The 25,279-nt window shown below is 58.2% G+C and carries 18 protein-coding genes; 17 read left to right on the top strand and 1 reads right to left on the bottom strand.

Going from position 1 to position 25,279, the window contains the following annotated elements; all coding sequences use genetic code 11:
* The 5 genes from F8N44_RS22000 to F8N44_RS21985 all read left to right on the top strand — a co-directional run.
* Positions 1-282, top strand: a 282-nt coding sequence (locus F8N44_RS22000) for a hypothetical protein (protein ID WP_191630934.1), incomplete at its 5' end; no start/stop codon positions are given.
* 418 nt (positions 283-700) lie between these two features.
* Positions 701-2,899, top strand: coding sequence for a DUF6543 domain-containing protein (locus F8N44_RS21995; RefSeq protein WP_150651777.1), 2,199 nt, complete (start codon positions 701-703; stop codon positions 2,897-2,899).
* A 340-nt stretch (positions 2,900-3,239) separates the two neighbouring features.
* On the top strand, positions 3,240-4,049 hold the full coding sequence (locus F8N44_RS21990) for a hypothetical protein (RefSeq protein ID WP_150651776.1): 810 nt from the start codon (positions 3,240-3,242) through the stop codon (positions 4,047-4,049).
* A 5-nt stretch (positions 4,050-4,054) separates the two neighbouring features.
* Complete coding sequence (locus F8N44_RS31410) at positions 4,055-4,225, top strand: hypothetical protein (RefSeq protein ID WP_191630933.1); 171 nt, start codon at positions 4,055-4,057, stop codon at positions 4,223-4,225.
* 80 nt (positions 4,226-4,305) lie between these two features.
* Positions 4,306-9,075, top strand: a complete 4,770-nt coding sequence (locus F8N44_RS21985) for an RHS repeat domain-containing protein (RefSeq protein WP_150651775.1) — start codon at positions 4,306-4,308, stop codon at positions 9,073-9,075.
* A 25-nt stretch (positions 9,076-9,100) separates the two neighbouring features.
* On the opposite strand, the gene queG is transcribed toward F8N44_RS21985, so the two are convergent.
* Positions 9,101-10,174, bottom strand: a complete 1,074-nt coding sequence (gene queG, locus F8N44_RS21980; RefSeq protein ID WP_150651774.1) for a tRNA epoxyqueuosine(34) reductase QueG — start codon at positions 10,172-10,174, stop codon at positions 9,101-9,103.
* A gap of 63 nt (positions 10,175-10,237) precedes the next feature.
* Here queG and F8N44_RS21975 point away from each other — a divergent pair, with 63 nt between their 5' ends.
* The 12 genes from F8N44_RS21975 to F8N44_RS21920 all read left to right on the top strand — a co-directional run bounded on the left by F8N44_RS21975 (position 10,238) and on the right by F8N44_RS21920 (position 25,235).
* Positions 10,238-11,737 carry an NAD(P)H-hydrate dehydratase gene (locus F8N44_RS21975; RefSeq protein ID WP_150651773.1) on the top strand — a complete coding sequence of 500 codons (1,500 nt, stop codon included), beginning with the start codon at positions 10,238-10,240 and terminating at the stop codon, positions 11,735-11,737.
* Positions 11,725-12,195: a tRNA (adenosine(37)-N6)-threonylcarbamoyltransferase complex ATPase subunit type 1 TsaE gene (gene tsaE, locus F8N44_RS21970; RefSeq protein WP_016985707.1), complete on the top strand. Its 471-nt coding sequence runs from the start codon at positions 11,725-11,727 to the stop codon at positions 12,193-12,195. The genes F8N44_RS21975 and tsaE overlap by 13 nt, the downstream gene beginning before the upstream one ends.
* Before the next feature lie 57 nt (positions 12,196-12,252).
* Positions 12,253-13,626: an N-acetylmuramoyl-L-alanine amidase gene (locus F8N44_RS21965; protein ID WP_401044867.1), complete on the top strand. Its 1,374-nt coding sequence runs from the start codon at positions 12,253-12,255 to the stop codon at positions 13,624-13,626.
* A gap of 8 nt (positions 13,627-13,634) precedes the next feature.
* Positions 13,635-15,536 (top strand): DNA mismatch repair endonuclease MutL, encoded by a 1,902-nt coding sequence (gene mutL / locus F8N44_RS21960; protein WP_175559558.1) that lies wholly within the window; start codon positions 13,635-13,637, stop codon positions 15,534-15,536.
* Positions 15,536-16,507 carry a tRNA (adenosine(37)-N6)-dimethylallyltransferase MiaA gene (miaA, locus tag F8N44_RS21955; protein WP_150651772.1) on the top strand — a complete coding sequence of 324 codons (972 nt, stop codon included), beginning with the start codon at positions 15,536-15,538 and terminating at the stop codon, positions 16,505-16,507. The genes mutL and miaA overlap by 1 nt, the downstream gene beginning before the upstream one ends.
* 95 nt (positions 16,508-16,602) lie before the next feature.
* Positions 16,603-16,863, top strand: a complete 261-nt coding sequence (hfq, locus tag F8N44_RS21950) for an RNA chaperone Hfq (protein WP_007902656.1) — start codon at positions 16,603-16,605, stop codon at positions 16,861-16,863.
* 12 nt (positions 16,864-16,875) lie between these two features.
* Entirely contained in the window at positions 16,876-18,177 is a 1,302-nt protein-coding gene (gene hflX / locus F8N44_RS21945; protein WP_007915827.1) for a ribosome rescue GTPase HflX, read from the top strand.
* A gap of 96 nt (positions 18,178-18,273) precedes the next feature.
* On the top strand, positions 18,274-19,446 hold the full coding sequence (gene hflK, locus F8N44_RS21940; protein WP_007915828.1) for an FtsH protease activity modulator HflK: 1,173 nt from the start codon (positions 18,274-18,276) through the stop codon (positions 19,444-19,446).
* Entirely contained in the window at positions 19,446-20,315 is an 870-nt protein-coding gene (gene hflC / locus F8N44_RS21935) for a protease modulator HflC (protein WP_016984784.1), read from the top strand. Before hflK ends, hflC begins: the two co-directional genes overlap by 1 nt.
* A gap of 313 nt (positions 20,316-20,628) precedes the next feature.
* Positions 20,629-21,816 (top strand): ATP phosphoribosyltransferase regulatory subunit, encoded by a 1,188-nt coding sequence (locus F8N44_RS21930; protein ID WP_150651771.1) that lies wholly within the window; start codon positions 20,629-20,631, stop codon positions 21,814-21,816.
* 54 nt (positions 21,817-21,870) lie between these two features.
* Positions 21,871-23,160 carry an adenylosuccinate synthase gene (locus F8N44_RS21925; RefSeq protein WP_008078328.1) on the top strand — a complete coding sequence of 430 codons (1,290 nt, stop codon included), beginning with the start codon at positions 21,871-21,873 and terminating at the stop codon, positions 23,158-23,160.
* Between the two features lie 140 nt (positions 23,161-23,300).
* Positions 23,301-25,235 (top strand): methyl-accepting chemotaxis protein, encoded by a 1,935-nt coding sequence (locus F8N44_RS21920; protein ID WP_150651770.1) that lies wholly within the window; start codon positions 23,301-23,303, stop codon positions 25,233-25,235.
* Positions 25,236-25,279: the final 44 nt, after the last annotated feature.

The raw sequence follows: 25,279 nt of genomic DNA, 5'->3' as shown, positions 1-25,279 counted from the left end.
TCTGAGTTCATAACGTACTTGCCGTTTGCCGGGAATAGTAATCTGTACACTTTTACTGCTGACGCCATAACAAGGCAACAGAAGCGTTATAGCGTATCCGTCAATGATCGCGAAGGTTACCTGACCGTTGTTCAAGCCCTGTCCGAATACTCGAAAGATGCGGGCAAATACAAAGCCGGCAATGTGCTTCGCTTCCGTGCCATTGATCAGTACGGTACAGAGCATAAACTGGCGATTCGCACGAATTTTTATGAGCGTAATTTATATCTGGAAAAAGGTTGATTATCACTTTCACTGATGCAATGTCGGTGGATGTAGTAGATATCTATGCTTTTTGGCGTGGCGACTATCGATAAGCTGTGGTGTTCAATCATCAGGTAATCGCCCCTAAAGTGCTTTTACTTATATCGTGAGTTGGCCCTTCAGTTATGCGGGGCCAGCTATAGCCACAGCTCAAGGATGAGTAGTCATGACTGGCAAACCGCCTAAGGTCAAACCTGTACCAGCCCCAACCAAAACCCCCGATTTCAACGTAGAGGGTACTCATCGGCTACCGTCCGCCTCTTCAGCACTGCCGCCTCCGCCCATCCCGCGTCCCCTGGAACCCTTGCATCCTTACTTCGGGCCTGACCCGGTCGCAGTGACGCCAGCGATCAGAGTGAGCGTGAGTCCGAGGTCATCCACGATCAATGACTTCGCGATGCATGCCACAACATCCTCACTGGCAGATTACTGGATACCCACACCCCAAAGTCTCGACGAGGCCGATGCGCACGGCATCCGGCTTGTGAAGCAGCGTCAGTATGTCGCCGTTGCCGATGACCATATCGTACAAGTGGTGCTGGACGCTCGGAGTGGGCTGTTTCGCGCCACGCTGGCCAGTGAGCTCGACCCCTCCGGCCCGCTAATGAAGTGGGACAGCGAGGGCCGATTCTGGATCCCGCTGGCCAGTGATGTCACCCCCCCGACTGATTCCATATCAGCTCAAACTGCACAACTTTTTCGCCGGATGGGCCGTTCTGTGGCGCAATTTTCCGACGTCATGGTTGACCGCATGCTGGCAGTGAGCGGAGTCAATGAATCGCTGCTGCGCGATGTGCTCGTAAATGATCGTCCTGCGCCTTTTTTACTGGAGGACACCCTCAGGCGATTCGAACTTGATCAGAAAATTCAGGCACAGGGACGCGGGACCGTGGCAGAGCGGTTTGCGCGGTTCAAGGATCTGGAAGATGCATTTGAATCCGATTGCGATGAACATACTTTGCGGATGCGCCGGGTATTTCCAGATCTACCGAAAACGGCTGCGCTGGCCATATGGCGCAATACGGGCGCTGCCGAGCGTTTACACATGTTCAACGAGCCAGGCATGCCTCAGCGAGTGGCGAAAGAGGCATTGGTGGCGCTGCGAGACATTCGTCTGGCAAGGGCTGCGGAAGGCATTTATTTAGAGGCGATATCTAACCCGGACAGTGATCGGTTAGTGCTGCATATGCTCGGAAATCTCGCGAATTGGCCGCGGCAGACTCGTATCGAGATTCGCCAAGGGGCAATGGACGGGGATGTTCTGGGCGCTATCGGCGATGTCTGGTCGCCGATTCGTCACGTACTTATTCGTCAGGATGATGGCTATGTCATTCAGAATAGCGACGCCCAATCACCTCAGGGATCGAAGGATCTGTATTCCACACTCTGGCGTCTGTTGTTGCCCGGGGATCGCCAGATGCTGGGTGTGACAGACGTTGGGGGGGCGGCATTGCAACACTTGATTCATGCGCAACCGCTGCCGCCACGCCAAACCGTGAGTGAGTTGCTGGGGCTGGCACCGCTTCCGGTTACCGTCGATCCTGCCGCTGCGCAATACCGGCAAACGGGGCCGTTGCGAGGGGGGGGCGACAACAATCCGAGATCGACCAGGTCTGTTGCTGATCGTGTGCGTGATCTTTATCCGCATCTTCCAGAGGAGGATGTGAAGACGTTTATTACCGAGCGCTTGAAGAGTGATCCATCAGGCGTCCTGATCCGTCTGGAAAAAGAGTTTGCGACATTGCGTGATGAATTAGCGATATGGACTGCCGAAGGCGTACCACCACATTCGCAGGCGTTCGAACCAGAAGGCGCCCCGGCCCCCGCCGAACGACGCCAGGCTCGCGCGCAGTTCAGCACAAAGTTGCAAGATATCTGGCAGCGCAAGTCGGTTTCGAAGTGGGAGGAGGGACACTATCAATTTTCTCACTACGTAGATTTTTCGGGTGAGTTACCAAGGCTGTCCACCCGATTTGAATATGTGACGGAGTTAATATTGACCGCGAATGAACCGGGCGCACGGATAGGTGCGTTTCTTGACAGCTTTCCCAATATTCAATGTTTAGGAATCGTTGGCATAGAAATGGAGGAATTCGCGTCAGGAATATTTCAAATGCGCCAGTTAAGCGAGCTTACGCTGGACGGGTGCTCGCTGAAACTATCCGAGGTCACCGTTGAAGGATTGTCCAGAATCGAAACGCTTACCCGGTTGAATCTGTCAAACAACCCTCTGACAGTTGCTCCGCAGGTAGGCTACATGACGGGTTTGACCGACTTGATGGTGTATAAAACCAATCTTTCCAGTCTTCCCTCAGGTGTAGACAGGCTTCGGAAACTTCAGGTCATGGCATTACATGATAATAATTTTTCCGACGTTGGCGATGAATTGTTCGAGATTCCGGATACCCAGGATCTGTTCATTGGTTTGTTGGGTAACCCGCTGAGTGACGTTTCCAGGCAACGGATTAATCAGTACCTGGAACATTCCAGCCTGGATCGGAAGGTGGAAATCCAGACCGAGGATGCGGTTTCTGAATCTGACTCCGATAGTCAGTCCTCAGAGAGCGGCTTCTCGACAGGATCAGACAGTGACTAAATATTGATGAAAGTGCCGGCTTCTTTGTTTTCCTAAAATAATCTGACAAGAATAAAGTACGTATGGCTTCCCTTCTGGTTTTGTGCAGTTGAGGTCAGGAGGGGAGATGGCTCATTGAGTGCAGGAACAGAAGGGGTCGGGAGAGTGTTGTTGGATTCTGTATCATGAAGTCTGCGTTTTTTGAACTTATTAATATTTGTGTGAGTTGTTGAGGGGAGGTGATCAGATGTTGCCTCCTCACAATTTGTCTAATGTCGCGGCTGTTCTTATTTAAATCGATCGTCAATAGTTTGCTGAGTCCTTAGAGGGCGAAATATATTAATCAGCAAGGTGTTGTCAAATGTTTGATGATCAAATTGGTATTTCCCGTATCGAGGTAAAACTCGACGCCACAAGGTCTGGCCAGCATAAAGTGCTTTATGCCAACGGGCGCATGCAGGTGCGTGTTTTGGTGCTTCTGCACGGGATCGATAACAATGGCGACGGCGCATCACTGTATGGTCATCCCGCATTGCCATCACTGCGGTTGATCGCCTATAACGGCGCACGGCCTCTGGAGGGGGACTGGAGTGTATCGCAGCAGGAAAATCGTTATGCTCACGAAATGTCGGGCGGGGCAACGCGGCTGACAGAAGTCCCGCGTACCACGTACAACCGGATAAGCGACGACTCTGATCCAGTACAGATTTTTCAATTCTGGGTTTCGGCTTCCAGACCTGGAATCATGGAAGTGGCCGCCGAGATCTTCATGGACGGCGTGGTATTGCGAAGCAACGGAATCGGTTTCGACAGCAGTGTTACGCTGGAGGCGATCCCGCCGAAAAGATATAACCAGAACAGTTTCTCTCTTCATAAGTACGGCCCGCTCACCGAACGGGTATACGAAGAGCGAATTCAATACTTTCATCTCGGGCTTCACGCTGACGGTCGTCAAATTAACCTGCTCGATTGGTACAGCAACGATATAGCGCTTGATCCGTATGATGCTGAAGATGCGGTAATGGTTTATTCGTCAGGCACGATAAACCTCAACAGTGGCGGCGGCAGAAGCTTTTACGGTTATCTGGCGCCGATCTATGGGCGGTCGGCCTCGGTCAATACGCCTCTCGGTTATATCACTTTCCCGATTAAGATGTGCCGGGGGTATTAACCCTTGTGCAGCGCACTACTCTTCAGGCAGAGGAAAAGCCGGGCAACGACGGTGCGTTTGAACTTGTAGTTATTGATGAGTTCGGTACGGAGCACTGGCTGGCTATCGATGGTGATAAAGAACAGCGAACTTTCATTCTGGGTGAGTCGAAACGGTCAACAAAGCAATTTGCCTGATTTTATTGATAGGGCCAGCGAAGCTTCGCTGGCCAACTTGCTTTGTCCGTATCTGCACCTGAATAAAGGAGATTTTTTCCATGGAAAGTAATTTGGCTTCCGCTGTTCATTCAAGCGCTTTCAATTTCGGCGAATTTGTTTCCGGAGGCGTTGATCCTCGCACCGGCATGTACACGTGCGCCTTTTCATTAGGGAAGTTGCACTCGTCAGATCTTAACGGTCCTGAGTTTGCACTTTCACTGGGCTTCAATCCGCTCAACCAGGCGGACTCCGGTTTTGGCACTGGCTGGTCTTTGACCATGACCAATTACGACTTGCGCAGCAAAGTCATGACGCTGTCCAACGGTGAACGCTACAAGGCTGTCGAGACGTCTACCGGTCTGAAGTTCAAGGAAATGAAACTGCAAACGGCAAAGGTGTCAGTCACTGGAGCAGGGCGCTATGAAGTTCGATACAAGGATGGTCGGCGTGAACTGCTCAAAGTCCTGGCTGGCACTCAAGTCGCCGTTGCGGAAAAAATAATCGCGGCGAACGGTGTGAGCATCGCGTTGAAGCACGAGTTGTTCAACCAGTTTCCCAGGTTGAGCGAAGTTCGTGACGCCAAACGATGCCTGCTGAAAATTACACGCAATGCGGGTCAGGTCAAATTGACCCGACATCCCGAGACTTCGTCCAGCGTCGACTACAAGTTAATCCTGAAAAACGCTCGGGTAACGGCAATCGAGCTTCCGGTCGGCAAAGGTTGGGAGATGGAATATGAAGTGATTGATGGGGCCAGCTATTTGCACCGCGTCGTCAATCCATTACGCGGCGTGGAAATCATTCGCTACAAGCGCCAAGGTCATCACTTCGTCAATGACGCGGAGCAGACGTTGCCGTTTGTCATCGCTCACGATATTTATCCTGGTCGCGGCCAACCCAGGCTTTGCAAGGTATACACATACTCCGACCACAACTTCCTTGGGCAGGGCCTCCTCCCGGCCAAGGACAATGACCTGGATCCGCTCTATCTGGCGCCCGGTCATTATGTCTACAGCACGGACGAGCAGTTGTTGATAAGCGGCAGAGTGCATACCCGCATTCAACGCACCTACAACAAGTTCCATCTGTTGGTGGCTGAAGTTACAACCTGCGGCGACGCCCGGATCGCAACCGCTACGGAGTATCACTGTTCCGTCACCAAGCCCTTCAATGATCAGGTGGCTCAGTTCCGCCTGCCGAAAGTCCAGACGGTGACTCACCTTGATCGGCGCACCCAACAGCAGCGTGTGGAAACCACCGTCACCGAGTTCGATCACGAGGGCAACCTGCTCAAGCACGTCGAGCCGAGCGGGGTGACGACTTTGACGGAATTTTATCCGGCAGGTGGTGGAGATAATTGCCCGGAGGATCCGCTGGGTTTCTCCAGGTTCCCGAAAAAGAGGACGGTCACCGCTGCCGCGTCGGATGGTGCTTCGACTGTCACGTACTACGACTATGCCCTGCATACTGCGTTGGAAGGTGCGGAACTGGCGTCCGTGTTACCGGTTGAGGAGCGTTTTTTCGAAGTTGTGGAAGGTGTTGAGGTCATACGTTCGAAAACCGGACGCAGCTATCTGGATATACCCAAAGACCCACTCAAGCACGGGGCCACGAAAGAGCAAAGTATCATCCTGAATGATAAAAAAACCTCTACCGAATTTTCTTATGAGCTTGAGGGTGAAAAGTTGCGGGTCAAGTCCAGTACACGCGGATTTGACGGCGCGCTGCAGACCAGTGAGAAAGTACTTTCGACGCTGACCGGATTACCGCTGTCTGAGGTCGGTGTCGATGGCGAGCACATCGAGCATGAATACGATGCGATCGGCCGTGCAGTGTGCAAAACGGTTGCTTCCGGGACCCCTTATGAGGCCGCTACCCGGTGGGACTATCTGCCCGCCAGCAAACAGCAGCCGGCCACAATGGTGACCAGGGATCCCTCCGGCGGTAAGCAAAAAGTGAGCTACGACGGCCTGCAGCGGGTGATCACCGTTCAGGAAGAGGATTGCGACCATCCGGACGAGGACGGGCTCATCCCGACTCGCACGCTTTATTCTGCCCTGCATGATTCGGTCGGTCACAAGGTGCAAGTGACGCTGACCGATTGGCGTGACGGCAAGCCTTATCCGCTCAGTACCCGCTACGAATTCGATTCCTGGGGCCAGGTCAGCAAAACGCTGCATGCCGATGGGCGTATCGAACACAGCGAGGCGGATCCGGTCCTTCGCCAGCAAACCAATTGGCTACAAGGGATGGGCAAGACACTCACCCTCATCAATGAGTTCGGTAAACCGCTCAGTGTCGAGAGCTTCAATCTGAAGAACAAGAGTCTGGGCAAAACCGTTTACACCTATGACGGGTTCGGGCGTACAACCAGCGCGACAGATCCTGTCGGCAATACCACTCGATATGAGTACGACGTTTTTGACCGGATGATCCGCACTGTCCTGCCCGACGCCAGTGTGGTCGTGACCGACTACGCCGAGCATAGTGATGAAGGGCTATCGATCGGCATCAAGGTCGGTGACAAAGTGTTGGGGCAGCAAGCTTATGATGGTTTGGGGCGTTTGATCCAAAGTACCGTGGGCGGGCGCAAGTCCGAGGCCGGTTATGAAGCGGGCTTCACTCAGCCACAGTGGTACACGAGTGCTGATGGCAAAAAAACCGAATTCACTTATTTGCGCGATATGGGTGGTTTGCTGATTGAGCGCAAGTCAGGGGAACTGGTCACGACCATGACTTATGAGCCCCTCAGTGGCAAGCCCTTGACCTGTACCGAAAACGGCCGGGAACGGCGCTTTACCTATTACCCTTCCGGACGCGTCAAATCCGAAACGACGACCTTCGGCGCTATCACGAAAGCAACGTCCAGTACCTGGACCCTGCAGGGGCGACCGATCACCCATGTCGATGTACTCGGAGCCGCAAGCACATCCGAATACGATCAGCATGGTCGCCTGCTATCCACCTCGCAGGGTACGCTGAAAACCGAGTTCCACTACAACGTCCAGACGGGGATGCTGGACTGGACGAAAACCGAAGAAACGTCGATCAAGCGGCAGATGATCACCCGATTCGTCTATGACGATATCGGTCGTGAAACCCGCCGTACTTTCGAGATTCAGGGGCAGCCTGACCAAGCGCTGGAATCGGCTTATACCCTTGCTGGCAAACTGGCGCAGAAAGTCTCCAGGCGTGGCACGCAACTATTGCGCGATGAACAATTCACCTACGATGTGCGCGGGCGTCTGATCCAGTACGACTGTGCCGGCACCCAAAAGCCCCGCGATCCGTATGGCAAGGAAATTGTCCAGCAGAGGTTCACCTTCGATGCGCTGGATAACATCCTTACCGTGCAGACGAAGTTCCCGCTGGGCGTGAATCTGACCACCTTCAGTTATGACAATCCCGACCCTGCACAGCTCAGCGCAGTCAAGCATTCCCATGTCGACTATCCATCGGCAGTGACGCTGGAATACGACGCCAACGGCAGGATGATCAAGGACGACCAGGCGCGGACTCTGGCCTATGACGCGTTCGGACGTCTCGAGCAATTGTCCGGCGCAGACGGTTCAGTCATTCGTGGCTACCATTACGACGGTTTCGATGATCTGGTTGAACTGTCGCAACCCGACAAGGTAACCACGCAGCGTTACTACAATGCAGGCCGGGTCGCCAATGAGGTGAGTGGTGAAAACTCATCCAGTGTTGTGCGTCACGGTGGCGGGCTTGTGGGGCAACAGCAACTCGGTTCGAACGCCGGCGCGCAGCTATTTGGCACCGATCAGCAGCAAAGCGTGCTGACAACGCTGGGCAAGGAACAGCTCACCGATTGTGCCTACAGCCCATACGGGCACCGACCTGCCGAGGGTGGAATGTTCAGCCTGGCGGGGTTCAACGGCGAGCAGCTGGATCCGGTCACTGGTCTGTACCTGCTGGGTAACGGTTACAGGGCCTACAGTCCGACACTGATGCGTTTTCTCGCCCCCGACAGCATGAGCCCGTTCGATGCGGGCGGGTTGAATGCCTACAGTTATTGCTTGGGCGACCCTGTCAATCGTGTCGACCCTACCGCGCATATTTCCTGGCAATCGATCCTGGGCATCGGGCTCAGTATTCTCGGGGTAGTTGCCAGCGTGCTGACGATGGGCGCGGCGACGCCATGGGCGGCGGCGGCATTGGGACTGGCGGTTGCTTCAGGCCTGGCGGGTATCGCCGGCGAGCTGGTCAATGAGCTGGCACCGGATTCTCAGGCAGGCGAGATACTGGGCTGGATCAGTTTCGGTCTTGGGCTGGCTTCGCTCGGCGCAGGTTTGGCGGCGGGTGCAAAAGCTGCTGTGAATGCTGGCAGGAAGATGGCTTCAGCATTTAGCAAAGGTCTTAGTCCCGACGGCAAGGACACAGCCAAAGCGGCAAAACATTTCAAGAAGCCTGGAAAAGGTGCCAAGGCTGCGGCCAAAAAAGCCAAGGCACCCGGGGAGAAAGTGCCGGATGAACCTTGGCAATTGATCGGGGCCGAGGTAGAAAATGTGCATAAAAATCATCAACCAATGGCGTTGGAATTCTACAAGCGCGTGGAAAGCAACATGTCCCCCAAACAAGCAGCGGGCTTGACCGAGATGTATTACGAGGAGTTCGGCGCAGCCGGCAATGGACGAAAAGTAACGCATGTTTTTTTTGCGAGATCGAAAGGACGTGGGGAGCGTATTTACCTTCTAGAGGACAGTAATACGAGAGTTTGCAAAGTCCTCCAAGCGGGCGGCCATTGGTCCGACGGGCAGACTAACGCAATAATGAGGTCGGCCAAAAGTATGGATACAACTCGCATGTGAGCAGCCTGAGTACTTTACTTGCTCATTATGGGTTTGAAGGTCTGGAGTGCCGTCCCAGTGCCCACTCGACATGTTCCCTGACCAACTCTGACGGATAATCCCGTCGCGCCTTCAACGCTTCCAGCACCGGAATCGTTGAAGGCGCATTGCCCAGTCCCACCGCCAGATTCCTCAACCAACGCTCATACCCCGCCCGCCGCAACGGCGAGCCTTCAGTGCTGCTCAAAAACTTCTCTTCATCCCACAAAAACAACTCGGCCAGTTCGGCATTGTCGAGGTTGTGCCGTGGCTTGAAATCGCTTTCCCCGGAGGGCTTGGCGAAGCGGTTCCACGGGCAGCAAATCTGACAGTCATCACAGCCGAACACACGATTGCCGATCAGCGGTCGCAGCTCTTCAGGGATGGCGCTTTTCAGTTCGATGGTCAGATAGGAAATGCAGCGCCGCGCGTCCAGCACATAGGGGCCGACGAAGGCGTTGGTCGGGCAGATATCGAGACACGCAGTGCAACGGCCGCAATGTTCGCTGCTGTGTGGTTCATCCACCGGCAACGGTAGATCGACGAACAGTTCGCTCAAGAAAAAATAACTACCGGCCTTGCGGTTGAGCACCAGGGTGTTTTTGCCGATCCAGCCCAGCCCGGCCTTTTCGGCGATGGCTTTTTCCAGCACCGGGGCGCTGTCGACAAACGCACGGAAACCGAACGGACCGATCTGCGCCTGAATCTTGTCGGCCAATTGCTGCACACGTTTACGGATCAATTTGTGGTAATCGCGGCCCAAGGCATAACGCGACACGTAGGCTTTTTCCGGTTGCGCCAGCATTTGCGCCATTTGTGTGTCGCCGGGCAGGTAGTCCATGCGCAGCGAGACCACGCGCAATGTGCCCGGCACCAGTTCTTCCGGGTGCGAACGTTTGCTGCCATGGGCGCCCATGTAATCCATTTCGCCGTGGTAGCCGGCCTCGAGCCAACGCGCCAGGTGCTGCTCATGCTCGGCCAGATCCAGACCGCTGATGCCGACTTGCTGAAAGCCCAGCTCGCGGCCCCAATCCTTGATCGATTGGGCGAGGGCGGGCAGGTCTGTGGTGATAGCGGACATGAGACGAGAGAAACCGGAGCTGAGGTGCGTATAATTCTGCCAGACATCGGAGCCCGAAGACGCATGCCGCACACGAAAGATCAATTACCCGACGCGCTGTATGGTGCCGCGCAGGTGCGCGAGCTCGACGCACGGCTGATCGCCGCCGGTACGCCGGGCTTCGAATTGATGCAGCGCGCGGCGCATGCGACGTGGCGAGCGCTGGTGCGACAATGGCCGTCGGCGACTGAGCTGACGGTGCTGGCCGGGCATGGCAACAACGCCGGTGACGGTTATCTGGTCGCGACCATGGCGCAACGGGCTGGCTGGCAGGTGCGGGTGTTGGCGGTCGGCGATCCGCAGCGCTTGCAGGGCGATGCCGCACTGGCCCATGCCGAAGCGCTCAATGAAGGTGTCGCTGTGCAGGGCTGGCAGGCACAAAGCGAACTGCGCGGGGTCATTCTCGATGCCTTGCTCGGCACGGGTCTGAGCGGGAATGTGCGCGAACCTCACGTCTCGGCGATCGAGGCAATCAATGCCAGTGGTTTGCCGGTAATAGCTGTCGATATCCCTTCCGGACTGAGTGCTGATACAGGGCACCTGCTGGGTGTCGCTGTGCGAGCCGATCTGACGGTGACCTTTATCGGGCTGAAACTCGGCTTGTTCACCGGGGACGCGGCTGATCATATCGGCGAATTGGTGTTTAACGATTTGCAGGCCAGCGCCGACATCTATCGTGACATTCCAGTCATCGCCCGACGGCTCAACACGGCTAATCTTCCGGGATTGGCGGCGCGTGCACCGACTTCGCACAAGGGCCGTTTTGGCCACGTGTTGCTGATCGGTGGCGATCACGGATTTGGCGGGGCGATCCTGCTCAGTACCGAAACTGCCCTGCGCAGTGGCGCGGGCATGGTTTCGCTGGCGACTCGCCCGGAGCATGTCGCGGCAGCGCTGACTCGTGTGCCGGAGGTCATGGTGCTCGGCACGTCGTCGGCCAATCAATTGATGGGTTTGCTGGATAAAGTTTCCGTGCTGGTGGTCGGTCCGGGATTGGGGCAGGCCAGCTGGGGGCGCGCGCTGTTGTCGGCGGCCGCCAACGCGGCATTGCCACAAGTATGGGACGCCGACGCACTGAACCTGCTGGCGAGCGATTTCGTTGAGTTGCCCAGGGATTGCGTGATCACCCCGCACCCGGGCGAAGCGGCGCGTTTGCTGGGGATCAGCACTGCCGATGTGCTGGCGGATCGTCCGGCAGTGGCGCTGGCGTTGAGCAAAAAATATACAGCGGTGGTGGTGCTGAAAGGTGCTGGCAGCCTGGTCGCTCACCCCGATGGCCGTCTGGCGCTGTGTCACCAAGGCCATCCGGCCATGGCCACCGCCGGACTCGGCGACGTGCTGGCCGGTTTGACCGGTGCACTGCTGGCGCAAGGCATGGACGGCTTCGATGCTGCCTGCCTGGCCGTCTGGCTGCACGCCAATGCAGGTAGGCAACAAGGAAAATTCGGCCGTGGGCTGGCGGCCAGTGATCTGATTCCAGCCATTCGTCAGTTGTTGGAGGAGCAAGCACCGTGTCTGAAGTAACCCTGTACCTGGCCGATGAACAGGCCATGAGCGACTTTGGTGCACGGATTGCCCGCGTGACCCAGGGCCATGGCCTGATTTTTCTCGAAGGCAATCTGGGCATGGGCAAAACCACCCTGTCGCGGGGCATCATTCGCGGGTTGGGCCATGTTGGTGCGGTAAAAAGTCCGACCTTCACCTTGGTCGAACCCTACGAGATCGGTGACATTCGCGCCTTCCACTTTGACCTGTATCGACTGGTCGATCCGGAAGAGCTGGAGTTTCTCGGCATCCGCGACTACTTCGAAGACGATGCCCTGTGCCTGATCGAGTGGCCCGATAAAGGTGCAGGCTTTTTGCCAAAGCCTGACCTGACCATTACCATTAGCCCGCAAGACAGCGGGCGTTCGCTGAAAATTTTATCCCAGGGCTCGCGTGGCGAGGCCTGGTGTGCCGCTTTGGCATTGGAATCCAATTAAATGATGGGGTTAGGTATGCGCTTTCGCGCGTTGGTGGCTGCCGCTGGACTGTTGTTGATGGCAGTAACCGTCAACGCTGTGGCCGATTCGAAGGTCAACAGCGTGCGCCTGTGGCGGGCGCCGGACAACACGCGACTGGTCTTCGACCTGAGCGGCCCGGTGCAGCACAGCGTCTTCACCCTGACCTCACCGGACCGGCTGGTGATCGACATCAACGGCGCCACCCTCGGTGCGCCGCTGAATGTACAGACCGCGAACACGCCAATCACTGCGATGCGTTCGGCCCAGCGCACGCCGACTGACCTGCGCGTGGTCATCGACCTGAAAAAAGCCGTCACCCCGAAAAGTTTCTCGCTGGCGCCGAATGCGCAGTACGGCAACCGTCTGGTGGTCGACCTGTTCGACAACCCGGCCGACGCTGCACCGCCGCCGGCGCCAACACCGCAGGTGGCGACCGTGCCAGCGGTGCCGGTAACCCCGACCGAACCGGCAATCAAACTGCCGCCAGCACCGGCCGGCAAGCGCGACATTATTGTGGTGATCGACGCCGGCCATGGTGGCGAAGACCCGGGTGCGTCCGGTTCGCGCGGTCAGCGTGAGAAAGACGTGGTATTGCAGATCGCCCGCGAGCTGCAGCGTCAGGTCAACGGCATGAAAGGCTTCCGCGCCGAACTGACCCGTACCGGCGACTATTTCATCCCGTTGCGCGGGCGTACCGAAATCGCCCGCAAGAAAGGCGCCGACCTGTTCGTCTCGATCCACGCCGACGCCGCACCTTCCGCCGCAGCTTTCGGTGCCTCGGTGTTTGCCCTGTCTGATCGTGGTGCAACGTCGGAGACCGCCCGTTGGCTGGCCGATAGCGAAAACCGTTCTGACTTGATCGGTGGTGCCGGCAACGTCAGCCTCGACGACAAGGACCGCATGCTCGCGGGCGTATTGCTCGACCTGTCGATGACGGCCTCGCTGACTTCCAGCCTCAACGTCGGCCAGAAAGTCCTGACCAATATCGGCCGCGTTACGCCGCTGCACAAACAGCGTGTGGAACAGGCCGGGTTCATGGTGTTGAAGTCGCCGGACATCCCGTCGATCCTGGTCGAAACCGGCTTCATCTCCAATGCCAACGAAGCCAACAAGCTCTCGGCATCGAGCCACCAGCAAGCGCTGGCACGTTCGATCAGCAGCGGCGTGCGCCAGTTCTTCCAGCAGAACCCGCCACCGGGCACCTATATTGCCTGGCTGCGTGATTCCGGCAAGATCGCCCAAGGCCCGCGCGACCACCGCGTCGGCCCGGGTGAAACGCTGGCGATGATCGGCGTGCGTTATCAGGTGTCGCCGGCCACGCTGCGCGCTGCCAACAACCTGAAAAGCGATGAGCTGAAAGTCGGTCAGCACTTGACCATTCCTGGCACCGAACTGGCGTCCAAAGAATGAACGAAGTGCTGAACGCTGCTGCTCGCATTGAATTGCTCAGCCCTCGGCTGGCGAACCAGATTGCCGCCGGTGAGGTGGTCGAACGCCCGGCCTCGGTGATCAAGGAGTTGCTGGAAAACAGCCTCGACTCCGGCGCCAAACGCATTGATGTCGACGTCGAGCAGGGCGGCGTCAAGCTGCTGCGCGTCCGCGACGATGGCAGCGGTATTTCCGCCGATGACCTGCCGCTGGCCCTGGCCCGTCACGCCACCAGCAAGATTCGCAATCTGGAAGACCTTGAGCAAGTGATGAGCCTCGGTTTCCGTGGTGAAGCGCTGGCGTCGATCAGCTCGGTGGCACGCCTGACCCTGACCTCGCGCACCCGCGACGCCGATCAGGCCTGGCAGGTGGAAACCGAAGGCCGCGACATGGCGCCTCGGGTTCAGCCGGCAGCGCATCCGGTTGGCACCTCGGTGGAAGTTCGCGACCTGTTCTTCAATACCCCGGCGCGGCGCAAGTTCCTCAAGACTGAAAAAACCGAATTCGATCATCTGCAAGAAGTGATCAAGCGTCTGGCGCTGGCGCGTTTCGACGTGGCATTTCATCTGCGCCACAACGGCAAGACCATCCTCAGCCTGCACGAGGCCCACGATGATGCGGCCCGCGCCCGTCGTGTGGCGGCAATCTGCGGCTCAGGTTTCCTTGAGCAGGCGCTGCCGATCGAGATCGAGCGCAATGGCCTGCATTTGTGGGGCTGGGTTGGATTGCCGACGTTCAACCGCAGTCAGGCGGATTTGCAGTATTTCTTTGTGAATGGCCGGGCGGTACGCGACAAGCTGGTGGCCCACGCGGTGCGTCAGGCCTATCGCGACGTGCTGTTCAACGGTCGCCATCCGACGTTTGCATTGTTCTTCGAGGTTGATCCGGCGGCGGTCGACGTCAACGTGCACCCGACCAAACACGAAGTGCGCTTCCGTGACGGGCGCATGGTGCATGACTTCCTTTATGGCACGTTGCACCGCGCGTTAGGCGATGTGCGGCCGGAAGACCAGTTGGCCGGGTCAGTGACCACCGCCGTCGTCCGCCCAACCGGCCTTGATGCCGGTGAGTTCGGCCCACAGGGTGAAATGCGTCTGGCGGCCAATGCCCTGCTGGAGCAACCGCAGGCGCAACCGGCGTTCAATACGTCGTCCGGTGCCAGTGCTGGCGGGGCTTATCAGTATCAATACACGCCACGCCCCCAATCGGCGGTGCCGCCGGCTGCCGAGGCGCAAGCTGCTTATCGAGAGTTTTTCGCACCGCTGCCGGAAGCCAATGCCAACGCATTGCCGGCCGGTCAGGAAGACATTCCGCCGCTCGGTTACGCGCTGGCGCAGCTCAAAGGCATTTATATTCTGTCCGAGAACGCCCAAGGTCTGGTGTTGGTGGATATGCACGCCGCCCACGAACGGATCATGTATGAGCGTCTGAAAATCGCCATGGCCAGCGAAGGCCTCAGTGGCCAACCGCTGCTGGTACCGGAATCCCTGGCCGTGAGCCAGCGCGAGGCCGATTGTGCTGAAGAGCACGCGGCATGGTTTCAGCGTCTGGGCTTCGAGTTGCAGCGTCTGGGCCCGGAAACCCTGGCAATCCGTCAAATACCGGCGCTGTTGAAGCAAGCTGAAGCCAATCGCCTGGTCGGCGACGTGCTCTCGGACCTGATGGAATACGGCACCAGCGACCGGATTCAGGCGCACCTCAACGAATTGCTCGGCACCATGGCCTGTCACGGCGCGATTCGCGCCAACCGACGCCTGGCTCTGCCGGAAATGAACGGTCTGCTGCGTGACATGGAAAACACCGAGCGCAGCGGTCAATGCAACCATGGCCGACCGACCTGGACCCAATTGGGCCTGGACGATCTGGACAAACTGTTCCTGCGCGGTCGTTGATGAGCCAGCTTCCTCCAGCGATTTTCCTGATGGGCCCGACCGCTGCGGGCAAGACCGATCTGGCCATCGAGCTGACCAAGGTGCTGCCGTGCGAGTTGATCAGTGTCGATTCGGCGCTGGTCTATCGCGGCATGGACATTGGCACTGCCAAGCCTTCGAAAGAACTGCTGGCCAAATATCCGCACCGTCTGATCGATATTCTTGATCCTGCCGAAGCCTATTCAGCTGCAGATTTCCGTCGCGATGCCCTGCAAGCCATGGCCGAGATCACCGCACGCGGAAAAATTCCGCTGCTGGTCGGTGGCACGATGCTCTATTACAAGGCTCTGGTCGAAGGTCTGGCAGACATGCCTGCCGCCGACCCCGAAGTCCGCGCGCAGATCGAAGAAGAGGCTGCACGCCTTGGCTGGCAAGCCTTGCACGATCAGTTGGCGATCATCGACCCGGTGTCAGCGGCGCGGATTCACCCGAACGATCCGCAGCGCCTGAGTCGCGCGCTGGAAGTTTATCGGGTCAGTGGTCAGAGCATGACCGAGCTGCGCCTGCAACAATCTGCGCAAAGTACTGAAGCAGCCGCTTCGGGACTGCAACAATTGCCCTATACTGTCGCGAACTTGGCCATTGCCCCGGCAAATCGTCAGGTATTGCACGAGCGCATTAAACAAAGATTCACAAATATGTTGGAACAGGGGTTCATCGACGAGGTCGTAGCCCTGCGTAAAAGAAGTGACCTGCATTCGGGGTTGCCGTCTATACGTGCGGTAGGCTACCGCCAAGTCTGGGACTACCTGGATGGCAAGCTGACATTGGCCGAAATGCAGGAGCGCGGCATCATCGCCACGCGCCAATTGGCCAAACGCCAGTTCACCTGGCTGCGCAGCTGGGAAGATATACACTGGCTGGACAGTCTTGATTGCGACAATCTGCCACGCGCCTTGAAATACCTTGGGACCATCTCCATATTGAGCTGAGTCCTTGCAATTGCCGTCTATCCTTGGGGGTGTGACGGCCAAAGCCATCTGAATTACCTATTTTTTATTATTGAATCCTTAAAGGAGTGCGGCACATGTCAAAAGGGCATTCGCTACAAGACCCTTACTTGAATACTTTACGTAAAGAGAAAGTTGGGGTTTCCATCTATCTGGTCAACGGTATCAAACTGCAAGGCACGATCGAGTCGTTCGACCAGTTCGTGATCCTGCTGAAAAACACCGTAAGCCAGATGGTTTACAAACACGCTATCTCGACAGTAGTGCCGGTTCGTCCAATTCGTCTGCCTAGCGCAACCGAATCCGAAGCAGGTGACGCTGAGCCAGGTAACGCCTGATAGGAGTCTCCTTTGTTCTTTGAGCGCCACGGTGGTGGTGAACGAGTCATCCTCGTTCACTTGGATGGACAGGACCCTGAGGCGCGCGAAGATCCGCAGGAGTTTCAGGAATTGGCTAATTCGGCCGGCGCCGAGACCGTTGCGTTTTTTAACGTGCCGCGTCATCGGCCAACCGCCAAATACCTGATCGGCAGCGGCAAGGTCGAGGAACTGCGCGACCTGGTCAAGGCTGAAGAAGCCGATCTGGTGATTTTCAATCACATCCTCACGCCCAGTCAGGAACGTAACCTCGAACGCGTTTTCGAGTGTCGCGTGATCGACCGTACCGGTCTGATTCTCGATATTTTCGCCCAGCGCGCCCGTACCCATGAAGGCAAGCTCCAGGTCGAACTGGCCCAGCTTGACCACATGAGCACGCGGCTGGTTCGCGGCTGGACTCACCTTGAACGTCAGGGTGGCGGTATCGGCATGCGCGGTCCGGGTGAAACCCAGCTGGAAACCGACCGCCGTTTGCTGCGGGTCCGCCTGCGCCAGATCAAGGGCCGGCTGGAGAAGGTGCGCAGCCAGCGCGAGCAATCGCGACGTGGTCGCTCCCGTGCGGACATTCCTACCGTGTCGCTGGTGGGCTACACCAACGCCGGCAAGTCCACACTCTTCAACAACGTGACGAAATCCGACGTCTACGCGGCCGACCAATTGTTCGCCACGCTGGACCCGACCCTGCGCCGTCTGGAACTGGACGACCTGGGGCCGATTGTCCTGGCGGACACCGTGGGCTTCATTCGTCACTTGCCGCACAAGCTGGTCGAGGCATTTCGGTCTACCCTCGAAGAGTCGAGCAATTCCGATCTGCTGTTGCACGTGATCGATGCGGCAGAACCGGATCGCATGTTGCAGATCGAGCAGGTGATGGTGGTGCTGGGCGAGATTGGTGCCCAGGACTTGCCGATCCTCGAGGTCTATAACAAACTCGATTTGCTTGAAGGCGTTGAGCCACAAATCCAGCGCGACGAAAACGGCAAGCCCCAGCGGGTCTGGCTGTCGGCGCGTGATGGCAGTGGTCTGGAATTGCTTGAGCAAGCCATCGCCGAATTACTTGGCAGTGATTTGTTTATCGGTACCTTGCGCTTGCCGCAACGATTCGCGCGACTGCGTGCGCAGTTTTTCGAACTCGGTGCGGTGCAGAAAGAAGAGCACGACGAAGAAGGCATCAGTCTGCTGGCCGTTCGTTTGCCCCGGGTCGAGCTGAATCGACTGGTAAGCCGCGAAGGATTGCAGCCGATGGAATTCATCGAGCAACACACTTTGCAATAAAAGCCTGACAAAGCGGTTGTGCCGCAACGGCAGGCATTCTGTAGCATTGGTCGGCGCGCCGTGGGTGCGTCTTTGCTTTATCAGATGGAGAGCGCTATGGCTTGGAATGAGCCGGGTGGCAACTCGAATAATCAGGATCCTTGGGGTGGCAAACGCCGCAATAACGGCGACCGCAAGGGGCCACCGGATCTCGACGAGGCCTTCCGAAAGCTGCAGGAAAGCCTGAACGGGTTGTTCGGTGGTGGTAAGAAACGTGGTGATGACGGCGGTGGTTCGGGCAAGAGCAGTGGCGGCTTCGGCGGTCTGCTCGGCATCGGCCTCGTTGTGCTGGCGGCTGTCTGGCTGTACAGCGCGGTCTACGTGGTCGATGAGCAGGAACAAGCCGTGGTGCTGCGTTTCGGCAAGTACTACGAGACTGTCGGCCCGGGCCTGAACATCTACTTCCCGCCGATCGACAAGAAGTACATGGAAAACGTCACGCGTGAGCGTGCCTACACCAAGCAGGGCCAGATGCTGACCGAGGACGAGAATATCGTCGAAGTGCCGCTGACCGTGCAGTACAAGATCAGCAATCTGCAGGACTTCGTGCTGAACGTTGATCAGCCGGAAATCAGCCTGCAGCACGCGACCGACAGCGCCCTGCGCCACGTGGTGGGTTCCACTGCCATGGACCAGGTCCTGACCGAAGGTCGTGAGTTGATGGCCAGCGAAATCAAGGAGCGTCTGCAACGCTTCCTCGATACCTATCGCACCGGTATCACCGTCACTCAGGTCAACGTACAGAGCGCAGCGGCACCGCGTGAAGTGCAGGAAGCCTTCGATGACGTGATCCGCGCCCGTGAAGACGAGCAGCGTTCGCGCAACCAGGCTGAAACCTACGCCAACGGCGTCGTGCCGGAAGCCCGTGGTCAGGCCCAGCGTATCCTCGAGGATGCCAACGGTTATCGTGACGAAACGGTCTCGCGCGCCAAGGGTGAAGCCGATCGCTTTACCAAACTGGTCGCCGAGTATCGCAAGGCACCTGAAGTTACCCGCCAGCGTCTGTACCTGGACACCATGCAGGAAGTCTTCAGCAACACCAGCAAGGTACTCGTGACCGGTAACAAAAACGGCCAGAGCAACCTGCTTTACCTGCCGTTGGACAAAATGATTCAGAACAGTTCGGGCAGCAATGCACCGGTCACCGGTTCGGCTGCCGCCAGCAACAACACGGACGTCACGCCGCATGTCACTGACCTGCCGCAGTCGCGCACAAGGGAGACCCGCTGATGAGCAATAAATCGCTGATCGCCCTGATCGTTGGCGTTGTTGTGGTACTGGTGGGCTGGAACTGCTTCTACATCGTCGCTCAGACCGAGCGTGCGGTGCTGCTGCAATTCGGTCGTGTGGTTCAGGCGGATGTTCAGCCGGGTCTGCATGTGAAAGTGCCTTACGTTAACCAGGTGCGTAAATTCGACGCACGTCTGATGACGCTGGATGCACCGACACAGCGCTTCCTGACCCTGGAAAAGAAAGCCGTGATGGTCGATGCCTACGCCAAGTGGCGCGTGAAAGATGCCGAGCGCTTCTACACCGCGACTTCCGGCCTCAAGCAAATCGCCGACGAGCGTCTGTCCCGTCGTCTGGAATCCGGTCTGCGTGACCAGTTCGGTAAGCGCACCCTGCACGAAGTGGTGTCGGGTGAGCGTGACGCACTGATGGCTGACATCACTGCATCACTGAACAAGATGGCGGAAAAAGAGCTGGGTATCGAAGTTGTCGATGTCCGGGTGAAGGCCATCGATCTGCCGAAAGAAGTGAACCGCAGCGTGTTCGAACGTATGAGCACCGAGCGTGAGCGTGAAGCTCGCGAGCACCGCGCCAAGGGTAACGAACTGGCTGAAGGCATCCGTGCCGACGCCGATCGTCAACGCCGCGTGCTGCTGGCGGAAGCCTATCGTGAATCTGAAGAGGTTCGCGGTGATGGCGACGCCCAGGCCGCTGCGATCTACTCCAAGGCCTACGGTCAGGATCAGGAGTTCTACAGTTTCTATCGTAGCCTGCGCGCCTACCGTGAAAGCTTCGCGAACAAATCCGACGTATTGGTCCTCGACCCAAGCAGCGACTTTTTCCACTACCTGGAAAAGGCCAAGCCTTGATACGCCGTTGACTTGAATCATTCCGCCCGGCGGCTAATACCTCGGGCGGGGTGATCCTTTGGGAAAACGTGTGTATGATGCGGCAGCCGGGAAATTCCCGGCTTTTTTGCGTCTGCACGTTTGATTGCTGTTTTTTGTTGCAGGCATCGGGTTGAATGGCCCGAGAGTATTTCGAGGAAAGTGATGGGCGAAGCCGGTAACAGGCCTTTCGCCGCGTCGTTCATGCGCGTGCGTTTTGAACGAACCGGTCATTTTCTGCTTCACTCAAGGCTCGCCCGCAGGCTGGCCGCCCGGATCAAAGGGGAATGGCGTAATGGCAACGGTAGACCGCTGGCTGCTGCCAGATGGCATCGAAGAAGTACTGCCACCGGAGGCGGCGCGCATTGAAGTCGCGCGTCGTCAGGTGTTGGATCTGTTCCAGAGCTGGGGTTACGAGTTTGTCGTGACTCCCCATATCGAGTACCTGGAATCCCTGCTGACCGGCGCGGGCCAGGACCTGGATCTGCGTACCTTCAAGGTCATCGACCCGCAGTCGGGCCGGCAGATGGGTTTCCGTGCCGACATCACGCCGCAAGTGGCGCGCATCGATGCGCATACCCTGCGTCGCGAAGGTCCGAGCCGTCTGTGCTACGCCGGCAGCGTGCTGCACGCCCAGCCGCGTGCACTGTCGTCCTCGCGCAGCCCGATTCAGTTGGGCGCCGAGTTGTACGGCGATGCCAGCCCGAGCAGCGACGTTGAAGTGATCAGCCTGATGCTGGCCATGCTGCAACTGGCCGATGTGCCGGATGTGCACATGGACCTCGGTCATGTCGGTATCTACCGTGGTCTGGCCCGTGCCGCCGGTCTGTCCGGTGAAGTCGAGCAGCACTTGTTCGACGCGTTGCAACGCAAGGCCATCGACGAGGTCATTACCTTGACCGAAGGCTTGCCGGCAGACTTGTCCGGCATGCTGCGCGCGCTGGTTGATCTGTGCGGCGGCCGTGAAGTGCTGAGTGCTGCCCGCGAGCGTCTGGCCAATGCACCGGCGCCGGTTCTGGCGGCACTGGAAGATTTGCTGGCAATCGCCGAGCGTCTGTCGGCGCGCTTCCCGGAGCTGCCGCTGTACTTCGATCTGGGTGAACTGCGTGGCTACCACTACCACACCGGTGTGGTGTTCGCGGTGTTCGTGCCGGGTGTTGGCCAGTCCATCGCTCAGGGCGGTCGTTACGATGACATCGGCGCTGACTTTGGTCGCGCCCGTCCAGCGACTGGCTTTTCCACCGATTTGAAAACCCTGGTGACCCTGGGGCGTGCTGAGATCGAGCTACCGTCTGGCGGTATCTGGATGCCTGACAGTACGGATGCGGCACTCTGGCAGCAGGTTTGCCAGTTGCGCAGTGAGGGTCAGCGTGTCGTTCAGGCTTTGCCTGGACAACCTTTGGCCGCCGCCCGTGATGCGGACTGCGACCGGCAATTGATTCAGCAGAACGGGCTTTGGCAAGTATCGCCACTGGCTTCTTGAGTTTTCCTGCCGGCCATCGCCGGCACCAAGTTTGCGCGAATGAGGACAAGTGTTATGGGTAAGAATGTCGTAGTCCTGGGCACCCAATGGGGTGATGAGGGCAAAGGCAAGATCGTTGATCTGCTGACCGAACATGCTGCCGCCGTAGTGCGCTACCAAGGTGGCCACAACGCTGGTCACACCCTGGTGATCGACGGCGAAAAAACCGTTTTGCACCTGATTCCGTCGGGCGTGCTGCGCGAAGGCGTGCAGTGCCTGATCGGCAACGGCGTGGTGGTTGCACCTGACGCCCTGCTGCGCGAGATCACCAAGCTGGAAGAGAAAGGCGTACCAGTGCGTGAGCGTCTGCGTATCAGCCCGTCCTGCCCGCTGATCCTGTCCTTCCACGTGGCGCTGGACCAGGCCCGTGAAAAGGCCCGTGGCGAGCTGAAGATCGGTACTACCGGTCGCGGCATCGGCCCGGCGTACGAAGACAAGGTTGCTCGTCGTGGCCTGCGTGTTGGCGACCTGCTGAACATGCCGCGCTTCGAAGACAAGCTGCGTGAACTGGTGGATTACCACAACTTCATGCTGGTCGGGTACTACAAAGAGCCGGCCATCGAGTTCGAAAAGACCCTGGCCGAGTGCAAGGAATACGCCGAGCTGCTCAAGCCGCTGATGCTCGACGTCACCGCTGAGCTGCACGACCTGCGTCGCGCCGGCAAAGACATCATGTTCGAAGGCGCCCAGGGTTCGTTGCTCGACATCGACCACGGTACCTACCCGTACGTGACCAGCTCCAACACCACCGCTGGTGGCGTGGCGACCGGTTCCGGCGTTGGCCCGATGTTCCTGGATTACATCCTGGGCATCACCAAGGCTTACACCACTCGCGTCGGTTCGGGTCCGTTCCCGACCGAGCTGTTCGACGACGTCGGCGCGCATCTGGCCAAGCAAGGTCACGAGTTCGGCGCGACCACCGGCCGTGCCCGTCGTTGCGGCTGGTTCGACGCCGTTATCCTGCGTCGCGCGATCGATGTGAACAGCATCTCGGGCATCTGCCTGACCAAGCTGGACGTACTCGACGGCCTGGAAACCATCAACATCTGCGTCGGCTACAAAGATGCGCAGGGCAATGCCGTTGCTCCGACCGACGCTGACAGCTACGTAGGCCTGCAGCCTGTGTACGAAGAAGTGCCGGGCTGGACCGAATCGACCGTGGGTGCGAAAACCCTGGAAGAGCTGCCAGCTAACGCTCGTGCCTACATCAAACGCGTTGAAGAGTTGATCGGCGCGCCGATCGACATTATTTCGACGGGCCCGGACCGCAACGAAACCATCGTTCTGCGTCATCCGTTTGCTTGATAAGTCGTTGATGTAAAAACACAAAGGCCCCTTAATCGGGGCCTTTGTCGTTTATGCCTGTTGGACGGCATGACCTTTGCTGTGAATCTGCCTACAAGAGTGCCATCAAATTAATGGCGTCAGAAGTAGAGGTATTCACAGTGTCGGCCGTTCTCTCACTGTTACAAAGCCGTTTGTTGCGCCCCGTGTTCGTTACCCTTGGTATCGCCCTTTTGGTGCAGGTGTTGGTGGCCGTTGCCCTGACGCGGAGCACCGTCACGGCGCTGGAAGCTGATCTGGCGGTGCGCCTCGGCGCCGACAGCCAGAAACTCTCCGGCGAACTTGAGCAGGCGGGGCGTGAAGTCACGTCGAGCCTCGATGCCTTGTCTGCCAGCACTCGTCAGCGCCTGACTGCCGGTCTGTCTTCGCGGCTGAAAGACGAGCAGGCGCAGTTGCGAGCGACGCTGGAAAAGGATCTGAAGGATTCGGCCAATGACATGGCGCAGTTGCTCGCCTCCGTTGCGCCGCGCGCCATGTGGGACAGCGACGTGCCGACCCTGTCCGAGTTCGCCCGCCGGGCCCAGCGCAATCCCAATGTGCTGTTCGTGGTCTACGACGACGCTACCGGCCAGCACCTGACCCGCTATCTCAATCGCGAAAATCCGATCAACAAGGCTTTGCTGGAAAAAGGCCAGGGCGAGCGCGCGCTGGATAAAGTTCTGGATGCGGCGAAAAACGATCCATCGGTTTACTACCTCGAGGCATCGATCAATCCCAATGGCGTGGAAATCGGCAAAGTGCTGATGGGGGTGTCCACGGCCTCAGTGGAAACCGATCTGGCGGCACTGGACAAGCGCTTCTCGGCGTTGATCGCGAGCAGTGATCAACTGGTCGGCGACAGCCTCAAGGGCGCCGCAGCGGACAGTGCCAAAGCCATGCAGTCGCGCCTGCAATCAGCGCAGTCAACGGCCGTCGAGATGAAAGCCAATACCGCCAATACTGTTCAAGAGGCGGCCGCGACCCTGCGCTGGCGGATCGGCATGGGACTGGCGCTGGTCGGTTGCGGCGTGTTGCTGTTGCTGGCAGTCGTGCTCGGCCATCGCGTCGTCAATCGCCTGAAGATGCTCAACGCAGCGATGGATGACCTGGCGGCGGGTGAGGGCGACCTGACCAAGCGTGTGCAGATCAACAGCAAAGACGAAATCGGCGACATGGCCTCGGCGGTCAATCGCTTTGTGGATAAGTTGCAACCGATCGTGCGTGAGGCGGGTGATGTTGCGCAGCGTACCGGCGTCGAGATTGGTGCGATGACCCTGCGCAATGCCGGTGCAGATGCGGCGGCGGGTATGCAGCGTGATGAAGTGGCGGAGAGTTTGCGCGCACTGTCGCAAATGGCGGATGAAGCGCAATCGGAAAGCCATGCGATGCAAGCGGCGTTGAAGCAGGTTGTGGATATTCGTCAGGCGACTGACGAAAACACTCGCACCTCCGCCAAGGTCGGCAGTCTGATCGAAGCGCTGGCGGGGCAGGTCGACACCGGAGCGAAAGTCATCGAGCGGCTGGCGCAGCAGAGTGAGCAGATTGAAGTGGTGCTGACGGTGATCCACGGGATAGCCGAGCAGACCAACCTGCTGGCGCTCAACGCGGCCATCGAAGCGGCGCGTGCCGGCGAAACCGGGCGCGGCTTTGCGGTGGTGGCCGACGAAGTGCGGGCGTTGGCCAGCAAAACGCAAAGCTCTACTGGCGATATTCAGGCGCACATCGTCGCGTTGCAGCAGGGCGCGCGTGAAGCGGTCGAGGCGATCAGTCAGGCCGGGCGTCAGGCCAGCGAAGGGTTGCTGGTGTTGCGCGACAGCGCGCGGTTGCAGCAGTCAGTACAGGCATCGGTTGAGCAAGTGCATGCGGCGATTGGTCTGGCGACGCAAGCGGCGGCGCATCAGGCGCAGGGTGCGCAGGCTGTGCGTGGGCGGGTCGAAACGATTCATGCGCAGGCCGAGAAAGCGGCGCAGGCGGTGGTGGAAACCACGGCGAGCGGCAAGGTGCTGGATGGTTTGGCGGCGCAGCTCAAGGCGAGTCTGGGGCAGTTCAGGGCTTGAGGTTGTTTGGGCGGGCCTCTTCGCGAGCAGGCTCGCTCCCACAT

The sequence above is a fragment of the Pseudomonas fluorescens genome (assembly GCF_902497745.1).
In the GTDB taxonomy this organism is placed as follows: Bacteria; Pseudomonadota; Gammaproteobacteria; order Pseudomonadales; family Pseudomonadaceae; genus Aquipseudomonas; species Aquipseudomonas fluorescens_BM.
Note: the sequence above shows the minus strand (reverse complement) of the source record. Positions and strands in the feature narration are given on the sequence as shown.

Excerpts from the sequence above, each read along its gene's own strand:
- F8N44_RS21995 (WP_150651777.1), top strand. The coding sequence starts at position 701 with ATGCATGCCACAACATCCTCACTGGCAGATTACTGGATACCCACACCC.
- F8N44_RS21990 (WP_150651776.1), top strand. The coding sequence starts at position 3,240 with ATGTTTGATGATCAAATTGGTATTTCCCGTATCGAGGTAAAACTCGAC.
- F8N44_RS21985 (WP_150651775.1), top strand. The coding sequence starts at position 4,306 with ATGGAAAGTAATTTGGCTTCCGCTGTTCATTCAAGCGCTTTCAATTTC.
- queG (WP_150651774.1), bottom strand. The coding sequence starts at position 10,174 with ATGTCCGCTATCACCACAGACCTGCCCGCCCTCGCCCAATCGATCAAG.
- F8N44_RS21975 (WP_150651773.1), top strand. The coding sequence starts at position 10,238 with ATGCCGCACACGAAAGATCAATTACCCGACGCGCTGTATGGTGCCGCG.
- F8N44_RS21965 (WP_401044867.1), top strand. The coding sequence starts at position 12,253 with ATGGCAGTAACCGTCAACGCTGTGGCCGATTCGAAGGTCAACAGCGTG.
- miaA (WP_150651772.1), top strand. The coding sequence starts at position 15,536 with ATGAGCCAGCTTCCTCCAGCGATTTTCCTGATGGGCCCGACCGCTGCG.
- hfq (WP_007902656.1), top strand. The coding sequence starts at position 16,603 with ATGTCAAAAGGGCATTCGCTACAAGACCCTTACTTGAATACTTTACGT.
- hflK (WP_007915828.1), top strand. The coding sequence starts at position 18,274 with ATGGCTTGGAATGAGCCGGGTGGCAACTCGAATAATCAGGATCCTTGG.
- hflC (WP_016984784.1), top strand. The coding sequence starts at position 19,446 with ATGAGCAATAAATCGCTGATCGCCCTGATCGTTGGCGTTGTTGTGGTA.
- F8N44_RS21930 (WP_150651771.1), top strand. The coding sequence starts at position 20,629 with ATGGCAACGGTAGACCGCTGGCTGCTGCCAGATGGCATCGAAGAAGTA.
- F8N44_RS21925 (WP_008078328.1), top strand. The coding sequence starts at position 21,871 with ATGGGTAAGAATGTCGTAGTCCTGGGCACCCAATGGGGTGATGAGGGC.